This window comes from Stomatohabitans albus, from assembly GCF_036336025.1.
GTDB lineage: Bacteria > Actinomycetota > Nitriliruptoria > Euzebyales > Euzebyaceae > Stomatohabitans > Stomatohabitans albus.
Map to the genome: position 1 here is coordinate 213,386 of NZ_JAYKKE010000001.1, position 18,832 is coordinate 232,217.

The 18,832-nt window shown below is 54.0% G+C and carries 13 protein-coding genes; all 13 read right to left on the minus strand.

Features of this window, described 5'->3' with window-relative positions; genetic code table 11:
* Window positions 1-20: 20 nt before the first annotated feature.
* Complete coding sequence (gene secA / locus VCU37_RS00865) at window positions 21-2,741, minus strand: preprotein translocase subunit SecA (RefSeq protein ID WP_336248743.1); 2,721 nt, start codon at window positions 2,739-2,741, stop codon at window positions 21-23.
* Between the two features lie 105 nt (window positions 2,742-2,846).
* A complete protein-coding gene (hpf, locus tag VCU37_RS00870) occupies window positions 2,847-3,425 on the minus strand; it encodes a ribosome hibernation-promoting factor, HPF/YfiA family (RefSeq protein ID WP_336248744.1) in 579 nt (192 codons plus the stop codon).
* A gap of 180 nt (window positions 3,426-3,605) precedes the next feature.
* Complete coding sequence (locus VCU37_RS00875; RefSeq protein ID WP_336248745.1) at window positions 3,606-4,196, minus strand: ComF family protein; 591 nt, start codon at window positions 4,194-4,196, stop codon at window positions 3,606-3,608.
* 89 nt (window positions 4,197-4,285) lie between these two features.
* Window positions 4,286-5,170 (minus strand): ATP phosphoribosyltransferase, encoded by an 885-nt coding sequence (gene hisG, locus VCU37_RS00880; RefSeq protein WP_336248746.1) that lies wholly within the window; start codon window positions 5,168-5,170, stop codon window positions 4,286-4,288.
* Window positions 5,171-5,242: 72 nt separating this feature from the next.
* The gene (gene hisE / locus VCU37_RS00885; RefSeq protein WP_336248747.1) at window positions 5,243-5,572 is read right to left on the minus strand and encodes a phosphoribosyl-ATP diphosphatase; all 330 of its coding nucleotides are present in this window, start codon (window positions 5,570-5,572) and stop codon (window positions 5,243-5,245) included.
* Window positions 5,572-6,393 (minus strand): purine-nucleoside phosphorylase, encoded by an 822-nt coding sequence (locus VCU37_RS00890; protein WP_336248748.1) that lies wholly within the window; start codon window positions 6,391-6,393, stop codon window positions 5,572-5,574. Before VCU37_RS00890 ends, hisE begins: the two co-directional genes overlap by 1 nt.
* Window positions 6,394-6,395: 2 nt before the next feature.
* On the minus strand, window positions 6,396-7,805 hold the full coding sequence (locus tag VCU37_RS00895) for a phosphohexomutase domain-containing protein (RefSeq protein ID WP_336248749.1): 1,410 nt from the start codon (window positions 7,803-7,805) through the stop codon (window positions 6,396-6,398).
* Window positions 7,806-8,005: 200 nt separating this feature from the next.
* Entirely contained in the window at window positions 8,006-8,176 is a 171-nt protein-coding gene (locus tag VCU37_RS00900) for a hypothetical protein (protein ID WP_336248750.1), read from the minus strand.
* Between the two features lie 157 nt (window positions 8,177-8,333).
* Window positions 8,334-9,167: a DUF3499 family protein gene (locus VCU37_RS00905; RefSeq protein ID WP_336248751.1), complete on the minus strand. Its 834-nt coding sequence runs from the start codon at window positions 9,165-9,167 to the stop codon at window positions 8,334-8,336.
* 106 nt (window positions 9,168-9,273) lie between these two features.
* On the minus strand, window positions 9,274-11,037 hold the full coding sequence (locus VCU37_RS00910; protein WP_336248752.1) for a DUF5719 family protein: 1,764 nt from the start codon (window positions 11,035-11,037) through the stop codon (window positions 9,274-9,276).
* The gene (locus VCU37_RS00915; RefSeq protein ID WP_336248753.1) at window positions 11,034-14,210 is read right to left on the minus strand and encodes a glycosyltransferase family 2 protein; all 3,177 of its coding nucleotides are present in this window, start codon (window positions 14,208-14,210) and stop codon (window positions 11,034-11,036) included. The genes VCU37_RS00910 and VCU37_RS00915 overlap by 4 nt, the downstream gene beginning before the upstream one ends.
* Window positions 14,211-14,315: 105 nt before the next feature.
* Window positions 14,316-14,546 carry a WhiB family transcriptional regulator gene (locus VCU37_RS00920; RefSeq protein ID WP_336248754.1) on the minus strand — a complete coding sequence of 77 codons (231 nt, stop codon included), beginning with the start codon at window positions 14,544-14,546 and terminating at the stop codon, window positions 14,316-14,318.
* A 173-nt stretch (window positions 14,547-14,719) separates the two neighbouring features.
* Window positions 14,720-18,829, minus strand: a complete 4,110-nt coding sequence (locus tag VCU37_RS00925) for a coiled-coil domain-containing protein (protein WP_336248755.1) — start codon at window positions 18,827-18,829, stop codon at window positions 14,720-14,722.
* Window positions 18,830-18,832 lie beyond the last annotated feature (3 nt).

The following is an 18,832-nucleotide window of genomic DNA, read 5'->3' on the forward strand; positions in this document are numbered from 1 at the left end:
CATCGAAGTACTGAAGGAAGTTACTCCTCGTTTGGGTTTGCAACGTCAAAGCTATAGCTCGCTCGGGACTTACCCTTTTGTGGCTTTGACTTTGTTTCGTACACCATGTCAGACGGAATGGTTGGTTCAAGGACGGGAGCTTGTTGCGCCTTCGGGGTGAATCCTGGCGCCATCGTTGGTGCCATCGCAGGCTGAGCCGTCATCCGTACACGGTCAGTGGGCATATTGAAGATATAGCCGACGCTCTCTTCCTTGATACGTGCCTGAACACTCTCAAAGGCAAAGAATGCCTCGCGCTTATATTCAACTAGTGGATCACGCTGACCCACGGCACGCAGGCCAATGCCGTCACGAAGTTGGTCCATCTCATAGAGATGTTCACGCCAAGCACGGTCAAGTACGGTCAAAATAACGCGTCGTTCAATCGCACGCATCTGGTCTACGCCCAGGTCTTGCTCACGTTGCTCATAGGCTTCCATCGCAACGTCTTCGATATCTTCAACTAGTCGTGCATGCCCATCTTTGGTTTCATATGCGGTGGGATCAATCTCAAGGTCATCCATTGAGAAGGTTTCAGCGACCTTTTCAATGAGCTCCTCGATGGCCCATTCTTCACTAAACGTATGCTCAGGAGCGTAGGCGTTACAAAGGTTGTTGACCACATCCTCAACAAAGGTTTCACTCAGCTCTTCAACGACCTCATCTTCGCCATGCAAGATCGCTTCACGTTCGGCGTAAATAACTTTGCGCTGTTCGTTCATCACGTCGTCGTATTTGAGCACATTCTTACGGATCTCAAAGTTACGACTCTCAACCTGGGCTTGGGCGCGTTCAACACCACGGCTCACCATTTTGTGCTCAATCGGCACATCTTCTGGCACATTGAAGCGCTGCATAATGGTGGCCACGGCATTTGCGTTAAATAAGCGCATCAAGTCGTCTTCTAAGGACAGGTAGAAACGACTTTCCCCTGGGTCACCTTGACGGCCGGAACGCCCGCGTAACTGATTATCAATACGGCGACTTTCGTGCCGAACTGTACCGACGACATACAGCCCACCGGCTTCTAATACTTCTTCACGCTGGCGTAATACATCTTCTTCATACCGGCCAATCGCCTCATCGTAGGCAGCCTTCCACCGTTGTTCCCATTCATCACGATCTTCGGCTTCACCCGTTTCAGGGTCAAGCACAGGCTCGGCCCCCACGATGCGATTCGCTTCCTTGGTCGCCAGGTGCTCCGCATTTCCACCCAGCATGATGTCCACACCACGACCAGCCATATTGGTCGCCACCGTGACTGACCCCACGCGCCCAGCCTGGGCAATGATGTCTGCTTCACGGAAGTGGTTCTTGGCATTCAGCGTGGTGTGATCAATGCCTTCTTTACGCAAGCGCTCACTCAATTCTTCGGATTGATCCACACTTGCTGTACCGATAAGGACCGGTTGACCATTTGCTTGGCGGCCACGGATATCCTCAACCAGGGCATGCATTTTCCCTTCCAACGTGCGGAACACGAGGTCAGGGTTATCAATACGAATAACTGGGCGGTTCGTTGGAATGGCGACAACACCCATATCGTAGGTTTCAGAGAACTCAGCTTCTTCCGTTTCAGCCGTACCGGTCATACCGCCTAGCTTGTTGTAGTTGCGGAAGTAATTCTGCAACGTAATGGTGGCTAGGGTTTGGTTCTCCTTTTGAATCTCCACCCCTTCTTTGGCTTCAATGGCCTGGTGGAGACCGTCAGAGTACCGACGGCCAGGCAAGGTACGACCGGTGTGCTCGTCAACAATCATGACTTCGCCATCTTCAACGATGTACTGATCGTCTCGGACGAATAATTCCTTGGCCCGAATGGAGTTTTCTAGATAATGAATGAGCGGTGTGTTCGCATCGGCATACAGATTGCCAACACCCAGCATCTCTTCGACCGCTTCCACACCTTCTTCGGTCAGCCCGATGGTGCGTTTCGCTTCATCAACGTCGTAGTGCTCATCACGACGCAACCGAGGCGCAATGCGCTGTGCGAAGACGTGGTACCACTGGCTTGACTCATCTGCAGGACCGGAGATGATTAGCGGGGTACGGGCCTCATCAATCAGGATAGAGTCAATTTCGTCGACAATGGCAAATTCATGCCCCCGCTGCACCAGTTCATCTGGTGCCAGCACCATGTGGTCACGCAGGTAATCGAACCCCAATTCATTATTAGTTGAATAGGTGATATCGCGTGCGTAGGCCCGCTGTTTATCCCACCTGGTCTGTTCAGCATGAACATAGCCCGTCGTCAATCCCAAGAACCCATGGACACGACCCATTTGTTGGGCGTCACGACTGGCTAGGTAGGGGTTCACCGTCACCACGTGGACACCTTTGCCCGTGAGGGCATTCAGGTATACCGGCATAACTGAGGTGAGGGTCTTTCCTTCACCGGTACGCATTTGGGCAATATCACCTTGGTGAATGACCATGCCACCGATCACTTGTACGTCATAGGCGCGCAAACCAAGTACGCGGTAGGCCGCTTCACGCGCGGTTGCGAATGCGTCCGGCATAATGTCGTCCAAGGTTTCCCCGTCTTCAAGGCGGGCTTTGAACTCATCGGTGCGAGCCTTCAATTCCGCATCAGACAGGTCTTTCACCGTTGATTCAAGACCGGTAATCACATCGGTCAATTGCCAGAGTTCTTTCAGGCGTTTGCCTTCACCGGCGCGTAAAAACTTTTCGAGCAATCCCATTTGGGTCCTCACTACACAATCATTAGGTGGGATGAATGGCTACCTAGGGTATATGCCATACCCGTAAAAGGGCCCCGGCATCTGCCGGGGCCTGTCAAAGGATAGTTAGGCTTCTTCAGGAAGTGTCTCAATCAACCCAAGATCACCTTCACCGCGACGATACATCACACTCGGTCGACCGTTCTCTGGATTAAGGAATAAAAAGAAATCGTGGCCAAGTAAATCAAGCTGTAATGCAGCTTCTTCTTCGCTCATACGATTAAGGACAAAAACCTTCCGACGGCTGACCAATTCTTCATCTGGTGTGAGACCCAGTGCCCCACCAAGTTTGAGCGGTGGGAGATCAGTCGTAGCCGGTGGCGTGGTGTCCGCCGCCTTCCGGCGAGCATCAACGAGCCGCTCCTTATATTTGCGTAATGCACGCTCATACTTATCAATGGCTATATCAAGTGCTGAACGGTGGTCCTCGGCCTGACCTACACCACGGATAACGTGACGCCGGGCATGAGATGTAATTTCAACAGTGGCTGCCTTTGCGATGCGCGGATTGTTCTCTTCGTCAAACATCACCTCTGCGCTGACTAATTTGTCAAAGATGCGGGTGGCGTGGTTTACACGCTCGATTGCCTCCTCTTTCAGCTTGGCATGAATGTCCCCGTTACGAACACGAATCGCGATGTCCATGACAGCCCTCCTTTGAGGCTAAGAGATGTAGTTGTCATCCGGGATGAACCCAGTGCAGCCATGCAAGCACACCAGCGCAAAAAAAGCGAATCACTTTTTGTGCTGATTGGTCAGTCTGACCAATTTCTTAAAAAAAGATAACGTTCTATTCACCAGACCTGTTGACTCGCCATCAGTTGTTCATGGACGGCCAACTCCGGCCAATGTCACGATACTGACACGAATCCCCTTGGCAACTAACAACGATGCTCCAGCGAGTGTTGTTGCGCCTGTTGTGCGTACGTCATCAATCAGCACCATGTGGTCATGAGGAATTCGATTCCCCGATAAGACCAGATGGCGTTTCGCATTGCGTTTACGCTCAGCTTCGCCCAACCCCTGTTGCCGTCGACCGATCTTGCGAATAAAAAGACGTTGTGCCCCTGGCCCAGCTAGCCACTCGGGTAGATCCAAACCGCGCCGACGCATCCGTATCCATGGAGCAGGAATAAATGTTCGACGTTCCGGTGGAACGTTACTTAGCGTGGGTGCGAGCAGGTCTGCAAGGGCTTGCGCCCCAGGGAGACTTCCAGATCGTTTCACAAATCGGATCGCCGCACCGACTGGTGAATCGTAGGGATAGGCAGACTGCATTTGAATCATCGGGCTGAGTTGATAGACCTGCCCATCTGTCGGGCTTGCAGCTATGCACAGCGAGCATAACCCTGGATATCGCACAATATCGAGACATGATAGGCAACGATGTGGAATAACAAGGCTTAGCACGTTCACATCATTACTGTAGCAAGGCGGTCTCCCCCCTCACACACCGGTGGGAAAGGCGCTGCATGACGCTAGTGCGAACGCAATGTCCCCTGAAGTTAATTAAGTAAAGCGCCAACCTGAAGGGCCACAATGCCGGTGGCACCAAGGGCGCGCAAGTCGCTGAGATTGGCCCAAAGGTCACGGTTTCCACAGACAAAATGCAAGGCCACTAGGTCATCACGTCCGGCGAGGGGTAACACCGTGGGACTCGCCAGGCCAGGGAACAACCCACGCAGGTCGTCAATACGGTCAACCGGAATATGCAACATCACGTACCGAGCTTGACGTGCATCTAGGGCCGCTTTAACTCGCAGAACGAGATCATCAATGATCGGGTGCGCTTCATCGCTATGGACGAACTCCGCTTCACACGCCATGATCTCAGCAAGTACGCGCAACCTATTTTGGCGCAATGAGGTGCCGGTCTCTGAATTATCAACAATCGCATCGGCGATGCCGGCCGCGCACACTCCTTCGAGTGACCCACCCATATGCACCACGGTCACATTAATGCCGAGCTGATCAAAGAAGCGTTGCGTATTGACCGGTTGGTGGGTAGCAACCGTTCCACCTGCTAAATCCTGGACACTGGTACGGCCATCGTCGTCACGACTGGCAACAATGAGCCGATTCCTTGCGTATCCAAGCGGTAAACGTGGCGCCGCACCCAGGCCGAACTCTGCGGCAATATCCGTACTGAGGAATGCCCCATCAAGTGTTCCAACCGCTAAGGCTGCCGCAGCATCTCTGGGACGCATTTCAATAAACTCAAGCCCGCTATCTTCCTGAACAGCCGAACCAGTACCACGGAGTGCGGTGGTGTGGTACCCCGCAGTGGACAGCAACTCAATGGCAAAGTCACGCAAACGCCCCTTGCTTGGAACACCAAGGCGTACGAGGTCGTGGCTATTGGCTTGGACCGCAGTAGGAAATGAAGTCATAGGTCCTCACTTATTGTTCTGGCAGGAATAATCGTTACAACCCCCAACCAGCCGTGTCACCGCCTGGTTGTGCTAGGAGAGATTGCCGTACGTCGAGTGACGGGCTGGTGAGCCAAATCGATCAACAAGATGGCGCTCAACGTCTTGCCATCCAACCCCTTGTGTTCTCAGCAGGACAAGGAGATGAAAGATGACATCAGCCGCTTCACCTGCAATGGCGTCATGATCAGTTTGGGTGGTGTCTTCACGCACTTCGAGGCATGTTTCAAAGGCCTCTTCCATCACTTTTCGCTGCGCCAGCAGCGGGTCGGCCAACACCGTATTTGTGTACGACCCTTCTTGGGGCTGTACCGCCCGTTCAGCGATCCGTGCTGAGAGACGGTGCATAATATCGTCGGGCATTACAAATCCAATTGAGGTAGCCAACTCTCCAACAATGCAGCGAGTCGGGGGCCAGCAATATCGCCTGCTTCGATGACTTCCTGATGGTTCGTCGGTGTGCCACCAACCTTATGCACATTCGTTATCAAGGAGCATCCAAATACTTGCATACCGGCATCAACTGCCGCAATAACCTCGTTGACGGTACTCATCCCGACCGCATGGCCGCCCCAGCGCCGACACATTTCAATCTCTGCGGGAGTTTCATAGCTCGGCCCAGTAAACCCGATGTAGACCCCTTGTTGGACATGTTCACCAACAGCTTTAGCGTGCGCAATAAAACGTTCACGTAATGCCATCGTGTACGCATCACTCATATCCACAAAGACCGGGGGAAGATGGCCAATGGATGGATGCATTCCGGTGAAGTTGATGTGATCGTTGATCACCATTAAATCACCGGGGGCAAGCGTATCGTTGATTCCACCCGCAGCGTTGGTCACCACAAAGAGGTTGATGCCCAAACCAGCTGCGGCCCGAACCGCAGCGACAACCCGATCAATGGGCTGGCCTTCATAGAGGTGAATCCGGCCACGTTGTACTAAGACAGGTACTCCGTTCAAGTGGCCAGCACGAAATGCCCCTGAATGCCCCTCAACTGTCGTGTCAGGCAATCCCACCGCAGTAAACGGAATATCAATGGGATCGTTAATATGCTCAGCTAACGCCCCGAGACCAGATCCGAGGGTGATAAATACCTTCGGTTGTAGCCCGCCCAGAGCCGTTCGTAACGCATCTACTACAGCAGGGTCAGCAAGGTTGCGTGCGGGGGTATCGGTCATGGTTATCCTTCAGGTTGGGCACCAGCGGCGTGGAGTGCTAGTTGAAAACGTGCTTGTATGTCTTTTAGCAGGTGTTCAGCGTCTGCTTCAACATTGAACCGTAGCAAGGGTTCAGTATTGGACGGACGTAAGGTAGCGCGCCAATTGGATGTTTGGTAGGCCACACCACCGCCAAGCAGCGGGGATGGTTCGAATTGAAGTTCCGTACGAACTTGTGCATACACCGTATCGGGTGATGCTGTTGTCCAATTTTCTTCTTCAGCCATATACCAACGAGGCAAGTCAGCAAGGCGTTCACGAACGGTGCACGTCCCGCGTTTGGCTATGAGATCGTTGATAACAAGCGCGGCAGCGAGTAATGCTGAATCAGCGTTGAAGGTGGCGTTGAAGTAGTAGTGCCCTGAATGTTCAACTGCAGCAATGGCATGATGGGTTGCCATCAGTGCTTTAATTGCAGAGTGGCCTACAGGGGTTTGGACTGCGGTTGCCCCGCTGGATTCGATCAACAACGGAACCGTTTGACTCGATACCTCGCTATAGAGCACTACTGGGGGTTGGTTGTCGTGGGTAAACCGACTGATTGCGAGTCGGGCGATGTGTGATTGGGCGAGCGCTGGTGGCACGGCTTCACCCGTTTCAGTTACCAAAATGAGACGGTCGGCGTCCCCATCAAACGCCAATCCAAGGTCAGCTTGTTCACGGCGCACTGTTTCAATCAGATTAGCCAAATTGGCTGACTTCAATGGGTTTGGTTCATGGTCGGGAAAGCGCCCATCTATGCGGTCAGCCAACCAGATGACATTTAAATCTTGGAATGCGATTGGGGCAACCACGTTGGCCATGCCATTAGCTGCATCAATCACGATGGTTAACTGATCATCGTTGGGTTTAAGTGGTATGAGGCGTCGGATATGGTTTGCGTATGTTTCACTCAGAGCCGACTGGTCTGATACCGGCCCTGGTTCTTGTGCATCAGGGGCAGGCAGATTAGGGTCAGCCGCAAATGCACGGATATCCCACAACCCGCTATCTTTTCCAACCGGGCGAGCAAGGGGTCGGCAGAACTTAAATCCATTCCACGGGGCGCTGTTATGGCTGGCGGTAATCATGATGCCCGGTAAACGAAACATGCCAGACCCGAAATAGACCACTTCAGTGGCCGTTTCCCCGACATCAACGACGCCTAGGCCAGCACGGGTAATTTCCTCAACAGCAATTGCGTGAATAGCCGGACTACTGAGGCGACCATCACGACCAAGCACGATCGCATCCTCATCACCGCGAAGTACCCGAACCGCGGCACGCACGATCTGACGCACAGCGTACTCGTCGAGGGTCTCTCCCCACACTCCGCGAATGTCATGTGGATTAAACAGGGCTTCTAGTTGGCCATCAGTAGCGTTTGCAGACATGAGACAAGAGCTTAGCCCACAACAGGTATGAACTTCATTCAAGGCGTTGAAATACTGCGTATGTCTGACCATGTATCCCGTTGGGTAGAAACAAGTCCAAGACTCTCTCAACTACTAAATAGAAAAGGGTCTAAACGATTTATACGAATAGGAAAAACCCCGGTTGAAGGGGGAACCGGGGTTTAGGTTTATGAAATGTTCTATGCGTCTAAGAGAGCCAATACATCATCGAGTGGAACCAAACTGTTGTCTTGGTCACTCGTCCACCAGCCAGCCTCGCAGCCTCGGCACGTTGAATAGTGCATCGGGCGTCCAGCCGGACTAATAGCAAATTGCACCACGTTGTGGCTGTGGCAATGCGCACACGTCATATACAGTCGCCTCCATGCGGCCGGGGCTACATCCTTGTAGCCCGAATTGATCTTGTGCTCACAGTATCGGCACACCTGCGCAAAGGTTTAGACCTGAGGTTGAACCTTTCAACGCGTGGTCGTAAGCCTGGCTGATACCTCTATTTCACCGAGGGAATTATGCCCCTTCAGGATCGTCCTCGTCCTGTGGAGGTAATGGCAGTCGCAGGACGGTTGCGAGCCCCTCACCAGCTTCGATATGTTCGACAGGATGCACGGGCGAATCGACGTCCGGAGATACCGCACGTCCGGAGGAAGGATGTTGCACCCTGGACTTGGCCCCAATACGGTCCAATAGCTCATGCAACCGATGTTCGATCAACTCCCGCTGATTCTGTTCTACCTCAGCGGTGGCTTGTTCTTGGGCCGTAATCACACCGATTGGTTCACCGTGTTCATTACGTTCAATCGGTTCTGCATCCTCATCCTGGCTATCGTTTTGATCGGCAAATGCCGCAAGTTGGTTGGCTCGTTCTACCGCATTGAGTACTGGTCCAAATTGGGTAGCGGTATCTTCACGGTCTGACCATCCGTGTTCGCGCCACTCTTCGTCAGATTCCAGGGTTGCTAACGCGGTGCTCTGGGCCAGTTCATCCAATTCCGCAAGAAGTTCGGCATACCGATTAACTCGAGCTGGACGTGCCAATTGTGCGCGTTGTGCACGCTGTGATCGCAACCGTGCCGCATTCGCACGATCAACTATTTCATTTGCGCTTGGCTCTTTACGCGGCTCAACGGGATTACGATCGTCAATGAGGTTCCAACCGACTGGTACCCGCATTTGGTTTGCATGATGGGGACAAAGGTCGTGAGTGGATGGGTCAGGTTCTGGTGTGAGATCAGTGAGCCAGGCTTCAGAAGAGCTATAGCGGTAGGCCAACGTGGCTACCGCAGGCCAACGACAACCAGTCTTGACACACGTTCTCATTTTTGAGGACGGACCAAACGGCATGTACAGACCCTAGAGCAGACGGAACAGAACTAATTGCTAATGCAACGGCTGAAATCCTGCCATAAAACAGTCAAAAGTTTTGTTAAGTAATCCCGTTTTAACGTATTTACCCAAAAATATCTTCAATAATTGTTTCTGATGGTGCCTCATCAATAGGGGCAGGAAGATTAGATGGAACTTCTAGCGTGCTTGTTCCAGTTGGTTCACGAGGGGTTGCACTTGAAGATTGTTCCGGGGTGGGCGTACCTGTGGGCGAAGATGCAGACGCAGACGGTTCAGGTACACGGTTTAATTCACTGGCCCGTGATCCGCCGGGAACAAGGTCGACAGGGGGTTCAACACGGAGCTTTACCGTGGCGTTTTGGGCAGGGGTAGTGAGCTTGGTACTTTGCCTGACCGCTTTTGGTGCCAACCCACCTCCGGTAAGCTCTTGACTCGCAATCCCAACAAGCGACCACCCCACACTGGCCGTCCGTAAGGAGGCCACCACAGGGTTTGCAGCTTCAAGACGAACCGACCCTGTGACCGGTGACGGAACGAGTGTGACGGCATTTGCGCCAACCGTGATGGTATCCTCACCGTCGGGGGAAAAGATTGTCACGGTGGTTGGCTCCTCCCCTGGGTTGGAAATAGCCACGTGAGCGCCATCTACACCGGTGACCACCCAATCAGTTGCAGCTCCATTGACCCCATTTGTGATGTCGAGGTCTGCCCCAATGGTGCGAACAGCCGCCACAATCGGCATTCCGTTATCACTCGTCACGACCAAGCCCGGATTAGGCAATGTTGAAATATCACCGAGCTTGACAACCGCCACTGACCCTGCGGGCACCGTGATTGGACCGGCCAAGGCGCCTTCCCCAGGGACTGGAGCACTTGCTTTGGCTTGAACGGTAACTTGTTCATCATTGGGGTTTGCCACAATGAGCTGATGATCCTTTGAGGCTAACGTTTCGGCTTGTGCTGGTGCCGGCGTAGCTTGGGGAGACGGCTCACCTTCGGTTGACGGCTGAGATTGTTCGGGCGTTACCCCCTCAGCCTGGGTTGCCCCTAAGGCCGGAATAATGGCCTGATCCGTCGGAATAGGAACGCCCACTACCCGTGCTCGACCCGTTACCCGGCCCAGCGTTGCCGCCGCAGTATTTGTGTCAACGGCTCGTCGGACCAACTCTCCACTGGCAACAACACGTCCAGCTGACGTGGACACACGAACCGAGAACGCCTCCACATTCGGAACATAGTCAGCGAGATCAATAACAGTTTGATTGAGCGCGGGGACTTCAATTCCCGAAGCCAAGGTCAAATTCACCGGACCCGACGGTGTTGCAATAGACAGGTTTGCAACGGCTGGGGTGGTCGTTGGGTTGGCCAATACAAGTGTTGATACTGAGCCAAGCGTGGTATCAAAACCAACCAGATCCCATTGATCGGTAGCTGACGTTGCACAATTGACACGACTATTCAACCCACCAACCGCATCAACCACACTTGCTTGCACTGGTGCACCAGCCCAATCCAGGACCGCAGCACTTGTCCGTGACAAAATCCTGCGCTCCCCTGCCTTCAAAGTAAATTGCTCGTCATCGGGGGCGGCCCCTTTTGTTTGCAGGTACCGGACATTAACCGTCGCGTCGTGCTCGTTATCCACAGACTGAACAAGGATTGACGGGGTGGTGTCTTTATCTGCGGTACCGGGACAGGTCAGTGACCCAGTACTTGCAGGAGGTAACGTGGTGACAAGGTCTGTTGTCGTCGCCGTGGCCGGATCTCCGATCAGGTTGTTGGGCATATCAAGGGCTATCCCAGCACCTGCGGCAAGGGTAGCGACTGCGATACATGCAATACCTGCGGCCATTGAACGGCGACTCATGATTGTCCTCCAGGCGTTGGTGTTGTCGTTACAACAGGGATAGGACCAGTTGAATCAGTAATCTCTGTCAAATCATCGGGAAGATCGCCATCATCAATGGCAGTGGATGTACGCCGCCCTGGTGGACGGAGCGCCAAGGACAAGATAATCAGGAGCACGATCCCCTGGAGCATGATGAGCCCTTGGTCTAGAGGGGCTCGTACTGCGGTGATCTGAACACTGCGCGTATTTGGCGGCAACGTCCACGCATGCACAAGCTCAAGGGCATTGCCATTGGCGTTTACCGGTTGGAGCACAGTTCCATCTGCACGAGCTTCCCACTGACTGCCATGTCCTAACGCCAAGATGACAAGGTCACCAGCGCCTGCGGGAACTGGCATGGTCCAGCCATTCGCAGTTCGGGTCGGACGCAGCACCTGTGGGGTTTCTGCCTCTGTCAACGGGGGCAACGCACCACCAGCTCGTATGGTTGCCGCAAGTTCAGATGAGGGGATACTCACAAACGGTTGCCAAGTTGCAACACGGTAAACAACCGCCGCGGTTGAGGGCACCCGGTCAAGCCACGGCTGGGCACTCAATGCCGACGTCAGCCCTTCATCTGCACCGTCAAGAACAATCCAACGCACCCCAAGGAGGCCGAGAACATTGCCTGCATTAGAACCGATTTGGCGCACCGCGCTTGGTAATGCCTCATCAATAGCCTGAACTAACGTTGGGTCATCAAATTGCCCATAGGCATTCATCCGTGGCCCGTCAGCCCACGTTGCCGCCCATTCCAACCGACCTTGGGCGTCACGCCCAAGGCGAATCGTACGTTGGGCACCAACCTGGAGGGTCTCACTAGATACAAAGGCCGGTGCAAGCGGGTCAACATGTAAACCGTTCCATGGCCCGTTCGCAAGTTCAAACCCCTGGTACCCAATACCTGCAACGAGGAATGTACTCAGTAGCATGCCCCACGCACTTGTACGCGTACGGGTACCTTCTTCCCAGGTACTCCACGTGACGGTGAGAACCACGAGAAGTGCGATCCCGATGAGCCACAGGCCACCGGCACCAACGCCCCAATCTTGTCCTATTGCCGCCTTCGTCATGTTGAATACCCCGAAGGCACCGAGGACTACCGCCAATCCAGACAATCCTGCAACGAGGGCATTGCGACGGACCCCGATGGTGAACATTGCGACTGCGGCAATTGCAGGCACCAAGACCGAAAGTGCCAACTTGATGAGCGCAATCGGATCTGGCGCTGCCAACGTTAGCGTCTGGCCGATGTGCCCAGTAATGGCAGCCAAGAAATTGGTGTCGTCCCACATCGGCTGCTGAAAACTATCGAGCCAACCCATGGTGGGGCCCCATTTAGCGAGCCAGGGGGCGACCAAACTGACACCTAAAATGACGGCCGAAACCATACGGACCAAGCCCATACGCGATGCAGGGCGCAAGCTACGACCGATGGCAATGATGAGTAAGGGCACCATCACCCATAGTGCGGCACGGGGATCGGCACCAACCATGATGGCTGCGATAAATGCCCAATAGGCTGTGGCGCGCCATGCCTTTGCCGGCTGCCCCACCGTGCTGAGCCCAAGGGTGGCACTCGCAAGCCCAGGGGTCAAAGCCAAGATCAAGGCCCCATCAAGGTCTCCGCTTCCAATCGCATTAACAAGGAGCGGTGAGGATGCGACCGCAGCGGCTGCGAAGACTCGTGGAGCTGGGCGTCCTGTGAGATACCGACCCAAAAACATCGTGCCGATCCAAGCCACTACCGGAAGGGCAAAGAGGGTGATTCGCTGTACGAGCCATGTTGGAAGGGGGAGGACCCAGGCCAGACTGGCAAGTGCCCATGCGGTGGGTGAGCTTGGGCCGCCGTCTCCGATGGGGCTGAGCGGTTGACCGCTTAATAGTCCGTTGATCCAATCATGTCCATTAACCCAAGGAGCGATTTGACCACCGCTGATGGCCCCGTCATTCCAGAAGGTAGCAGTGGAGAAAATCAACGCGATGAGCATCGGTAGCCCGATGATGATCAAGGACTGGTCACGTAAAAACCGCTGAAATGGTTGGTCAGCGAGCGGATCGGTCAGCGACCAGCTTTCATCATTGGCAGCATCATCTTCATGAATGAATGTTTCTATAAAGGCGAGCACCACTCGGTTTGCCCGCGGTAACCCGCCAACCCTGAGCGAATCCATAGCCCGTTCGGGTTTTGTTCGTAATCGCTGAATCGTGTGACGACGTCGGGTGGTCCCACCGAGTTGTCCAACGGCCCATGCCCAGGCCCGGATGACGGCCCATGCTTGGCCAAAGCGCCGGGTGAGGACAAGCCAAAGCAATGTGGCCAGACCAAGGACCACGCTAAGTAGCTGAGCAACGATGAGTCGCCCAGTCGACATATTTTTCCAGCGAGTCGTGATCGTATTCCGGGTTTGGAGATAGCGGGTGTTGACTGGGTCTTCGTCTCGATCAGCGGCATAGGCTACAGCCTCATGAACGAGGCCGACCTGGTTTCCCAAGATGCGAGCGCGCCAACACAAATCAAAATCTTCACGATGATGGTCATACCGCGTATCAAAACCACCGATTGTTTTCCACACATCGGTGCGCACGGCGAGACAGGCGCCATCAACCCAGAGCGCTTCTCCACGATCGTCGTATTGGCCCTGGTCTAATTCACCAGTTTCAACACCACCTTCTGCGTGGGCAAAGAAGTCTGCACTCATCCCAAAACTTCGCAGGATCGGAGCCTCTGACCAAGCACGAATCTTTGGACCAACGATTGCGATGTCAGGGTGCTGTTGGAGATGGCGTACCATCCATGCGATTGCATCGGGTGACAGCGCGACATCTGAGCGCATAAAAATGACGATATCGGCATCCTTCATGCCGGTGTTGGCAACCATTGGATCGCGTAGCGCCATATTGGCCGCACGGGCAAAGCCAACGCGTCGGTCAGGTCGTAAGACCCGGTCGTCTCCCAGACGGGTAGAGAGGGCGTCATAGACGTCAGACAGTCCAGTGTCATCAACCGCAACGACGTCCATCATCGGATAGGTCTGGGCGCGTAACGTTCGAATCGACGACACGATGTGATTGGGTCTGCCAGTGGCGACCATCACAACAAGAACGTGTGGTGTGGCGGGTAGGGCGAGGGAAGTACGTACAGTGCTCATGGGCGAGCATTCAGGGTACCGGACAGCGAACCAAATATGGTGGAGCTTTACTAGTTTTGCCGTACAGGTTGGGAGACTTGAAGGCCGTCGAAATGCTGATGGAACCTAGGATGCTGCCTTTTTTAAGCGACGGCGTTCACGTTCACTCTTGCCGCCCCAGATACCAAATCGTTCATCATTAGCCAGGGCGTAGGCCAAACATTCATTAGCGACATCGCATAGTGCGCAGATGCGTTTGGCTTCGCGTGTTGATCCACCCTTCTCAGGGAAGAACGTATCGGGCTCTGCCTGGAGGCATTTTGCCTGCCCAGCCCAGGGCAATTGCTCGAACATCATAAGAGGACACCTTTTACTACCACGCGTGTAATACCACCCGTGAGATTCTGACCTAATTAATGTTAAACGTCAACTTGAAGGTGAGACATTTGGACAGGTCAAACCAAAGGCTGGTCGACAGCAAATGCCATCTGACCAGCCTTTTTAAGGATTTAAGGAACGTTAATTTTTATTTAACGTTTCTCGCAAGATCGTATGTGTGTGGCAAGCCCTACTGCTGTTCTTGCAACGAATCCGCAATAGGGGCACGTGGTGTTTGCTTGTGCAGGCTCACGGCGATCAGGCGGGGCTGGACGTGAACGTTTGCCACTAGAGGATGAAGATTTCGCCAGCGGTACAACGGCACCGTCACTCGCGCGCGATGTGCTTCGACCACTCTGCGTGACTGAGGTAGGAGAAAAGATCTGTTGGCCAGGTCGTATCGTTGAGGCTTCCCGGCTTACCGAACGGACTTCATCAATCAAACTATTGCGTAGCTCAGTTAAGGAGCGACTTACCCGACTTGCCACGCGATCATCCAGACCTTCAACCGTATTGAGTGCAACGGTCAATTCAGCGACATGTCGTCCAATCGTTGAGACGAGGTCATCGACGCGACGCCGATCTTCGCTGCGGTCACTATGGGCTATTGCTTTCAACTCACCAGCTACCGCCTCAAGCCGCGCGACTTGTGCACCTTGGATATCCCCGACCTTTCGTTCCATGTCAGCACTCGATTGCCCGATACGGTCAGCAACAGCTTGAGTAACCACATGATGTTGATCAGCCATGCGGCGCAAATGGGTGGTGGCTTCGGCACGGAGTTCTGTCACTCGGTCAGCCATTTCACCGCCAACCTTCTCCGCCAAGTTCTCCAATTCCTTCGCAACGACCTGTTCAGATTCACTTCGGCGACGAAGTGCTGTATCCATCTGCGCAACGAGGCGTTCTTCCATCGTGGCCATCGCTTGGTCGATCCGATTAGCAACCGCATCATCCACACGGACAACGAGCTCACCCATACGCTCACGAAGATCAGCTTCTACACGATTCACGATTGTGGTGAGTTTGCCCTCAATATCGTCAAGGCGACCCAAATGTGATTCAGCTAACTGTGATTCACGAACCCGTAACTCATCTTGGAAATCAGCGATTTTAGCGATCAGAGATGGTAACGGGTCAGGACGTTCACTATGTAACCGTTCCAATGAAAGGTCTACACGCTCTTCAACACCAGCTAAGGCCGTTGTCAGGGCATCAGCCGCCGCTGCCAGCCGGGTCACGCCCTTGTCTTCTCGGTTGGAGAGGGTTTCAACCTGGCGGGTGAATTGGTCACCTGCCTTGGTCAAAGCATCTGTAACGGCACCACCAATATCGTCACGTAATGCACTGCCCATCGCTCCGGTGCGTCGTTCGAGTTGATCGGCGGTCTGGCTAATCGCACGCTCGATTTCTCGACGACTTGCATCTACAACTTCTTCAAGCCGGTTTGTCGCATTGCGATAGGCCGCTTCGGCTTCAGTCATCGCCTGCTGCGTTGCCCCATGATGGGTGGCAGAAAAGTTCTTCGTCTCATTCAGCGTCTTGACCAGCTCAGCCAGACCTGCACGCAGTTGATCATCAATCAGACTGCCAGTGGCTTCAATCACATTTTGGCTTGACGCCGCTAATGCGGTCGTCACATCGTGCTGTGCTGCACCCAGTTTGGCGGCAAAATCGGCAACAACGCTTGCTTGGGCAACCTTGGTATCTTCTTCTATTTCACCCAGTCGTGCGGCCAAATCATTCAACGCACCATCCAAGCTGGCCATACGCTGATTGACGGCTCCGGTCAAGCGATCCAAGTTGGCATCGGAACGAGTGCGCTCTTCAGCCGCTGCGGCAGTCAACACCGCCGATAATTGATGGACAGTGGCGTCCACTTGTGGTTGGATTTGTTCAATTGATGCCACCAACTGTGCACCCACCGCTTCAATCCGGTTGGCTCCACGGTTATTTGCTTCTTGGACATCGGTCGTACGTGCAGCTAAATGTTTCGCGGCCTCATCGAGGCGCTGAGCCATGGCTTCCTTAACCACGTCCAATGCACCGGCTAAGTCACGCCGATAGGCACCCGTCTGCTCTTCGGTTGTTTGGACAAAGGACTGCGATGCCGTCTCAACGGATGCACGTAAACGGCTGACCTGATCAAGCACAATATCTTGCATACGGTCACTTGATTCATTGAGATCAAGCGTCGTATGTTCAATGCGTTCAAGACGCTGGTTGAGCGCGAGATCAACGTTGCGGGTGAGGGTAGTGATCTCTTCGGCAGAGGTCGTGAGTGCCACCTCATAACTCTTGGCAGCTTCGGCAACCTTACCTGGCAAGGTTTGGCCCATGCGTTCAACATCACGTACCGCAGTATCAAGCTGCGCCAGGGTGTCAACACGCACCGTTGCCATTTCTTTGCGCGCTTCTGCAACAAGGTGTTCCATCGTTGCCCGCACGGTGGCTGATGCATCATTCAACTCAGTCATCGTGCGTTCAAGACGGTCACGGTCATGCTGGTTGACCTGCGTCGCCTCATCACTGATCTTGCGCACTTCAGTGCGGGCTACGTCAATCATCTCACTGAGCTGCTGACGAATATCTGCGGCAGAATCACGCATCTGCGCGCTTACGCTCAGTGCGTTCTCACGCACGTCACCATTCATTGCCGTTAACGACTCATCAACCTTGGCGTGCAAGGTTTCTATCGCACCCGTTACGGCTGGTTCAAACTGGCTGAGATACTGTCCAAGAACACGTTGAGTATCAACAAGGCTGCTGCGCGCTTGATTGGATAACTCAAGCGCTTGCGTTTGGCTCGTGACTAGGTCACCGGTAGCCGAGCGCACCTCACCGACAATCTTAGACCCAGCCGACTCAGCGATTTCTATAAGACGGGCACTACTCTTGGCGAGCGTATTGGCGACCTGCTGCGTTCGGATATCCCAATCCTCAACAAACCCACCATTGGCTCGGTACAGCTCATTGGCCGCTGCGTTGAGTGCTGTTAACGCCGTTTCAAGTTGCGCCTGCTCACTCGCAATAATCTCGTGAGCACTACCGGAAAAGGAAGCGGCTGCTTCATCCAACTTGCCCAATGCTGCGGTTAATGCACGATCTTGAGCCGTTTCTATTCGCTCGACAACAGCATTGGTGTGTGCTCGCTGGTCAGCAAGCTGCTCTCCGACACGGGTATGTAAGGCAGTAACCGCTTCTTCAAGGACTGGTGCGATCCCATCGGCCGACGATTGCAACATATCGATCATGGCATTGAGCTGATCGATTCGCCTCGTTGAGGTGTCTGTGACGCCGGTCAGTGCCGCAAGGCTGTTCGCTAATTCAGCACGGCCGGCATCACGGTCATCATGAAGGCCATCCGTAGCTCGTTCCAGCGCTGAAACCGCATCACGCCACTGCACACCGGTGGCTTGGACCGCGACGTCTAAGCGTTCACCGACCTCAGCACTGAGCGCTTTAAACTCTGCACGCTGTTTATCTCGATCAGCCCGCAGATGGGCAAGGGCTTGGTCTAACCGTTCAATCAGCGTCTCACGGTTTGACCGTTCAAGGGCAAGTTCATCAGAAAGTGCGGTATGGGCGGCAGAGAGCTGTTCAGCTACTTGGGTACGCCCATAGTCCATCCGGTTTTCAATCGCGCCAATGGCCTGGCGTAAGAGGGTTTCGTCACGCTGGCTCGTCGCTTCAAGCTGTTCACGGATTTCAACGACTGTGGTTGCAAGCCGAACAGCATAGTTTTCAGCTTGGTTATCCAGCGCAGTTCGTACACCGCTAAGGACCTCGCGCACATCGTCACTGAGTTTGCTCCGGTTTTGTTCCAGCCGATCACTCAGGCGATCAATAGATGAACGTGTGCTCGCGTGCCCATCACTCAAAACACGCCGCATATCTTCTACTGCGTCACCAAGTACGCTGCCGTTCGTGTCACGTGCTTGAGCGGCAACCGCATAGAGGCGTTCAACGGCCTGTTCCAGGGAAGAGGATGATTGGGATGCCGCTTGTTCGAGCTGCTCAATCGCGGTACGAAGGTCACCATCAATACTGCTGAGTTGCTTAGACACTCCAGTTTGGAGTGCCTCACCAGACCGATCTAGGGTGTCGGTCAGGTCTGAAAATCCGCCTGTGAGCTGTGAAACAGATTCTTCGACCCGACTCACAAGGCGCCGGATCTCGCGCTGTTCAGCAAGCTGCTGATTGACCGCAGCTTCAAAGGCTTCGTCGACGCGGGAGTGGAGTTTGTCGGGTTCGTCAGTCATGGC

Coding starts and splice junctions, on each gene's coding strand:
- VCU37_RS00905 (WP_336248751.1), bottom strand. CDS start 9,167: ATGCCGTTTGGTCCGTCCTCAAAAATGAGAACGTGTGTCAAGACTGGT.
- hpf (WP_336248744.1), bottom strand. CDS start 3,425: ATGGACATCGCGATTCGTGTTCGTAACGGGGACATTCATGCCAAGCTG.
- VCU37_RS00915 (WP_336248753.1), bottom strand. CDS start 14,210: ATGAGCACTGTACGTACTTCCCTCGCCCTACCCGCCACACCACACGTT.
- hisE (WP_336248747.1), bottom strand. CDS start 5,572: ATGCCCGACGATATTATGCACCGTCTCTCAGCACGGATCGCTGAACGG.
- VCU37_RS00900 (WP_336248750.1), bottom strand. CDS start 8,176: ATGACGTGTGCGCATTGCCACAGCCACAACGTGGTGCAATTTGCTATT.
- hisG (WP_336248746.1), bottom strand. CDS start 5,170: ATGACTTCATTTCCTACTGCGGTCCAAGCCAATAGCCACGACCTCGTA.
- VCU37_RS00925 (WP_336248755.1), bottom strand. CDS start 18,829: ATGACTGACGAACCCGACAAACTCCACTCCCGCGTCGACGAAGCCTTT.
- VCU37_RS00910 (WP_336248752.1), bottom strand. CDS start 11,037: ATGAGTCGCCGTTCAATGGCCGCAGGTATTGCATGTATCGCAGTCGCT.
- secA (WP_336248743.1), bottom strand. CDS start 2,741: ATGGGATTGCTCGAAAAGTTTTTACGCGCCGGTGAAGGCAAACGCCTG.
- VCU37_RS00890 (WP_336248748.1), bottom strand. CDS start 6,393: ATGACCGATACCCCCGCACGCAACCTTGCTGACCCTGCTGTAGTAGAT.
- VCU37_RS00895 (WP_336248749.1), bottom strand. CDS start 7,805: ATGTCTGCAAACGCTACTGATGGCCAACTAGAAGCCCTGTTTAATCCA.
- VCU37_RS00920 (WP_336248754.1), bottom strand. CDS start 14,546: ATGATGTTCGAGCAATTGCCCTGGGCTGGGCAGGCAAAATGCCTCCAG.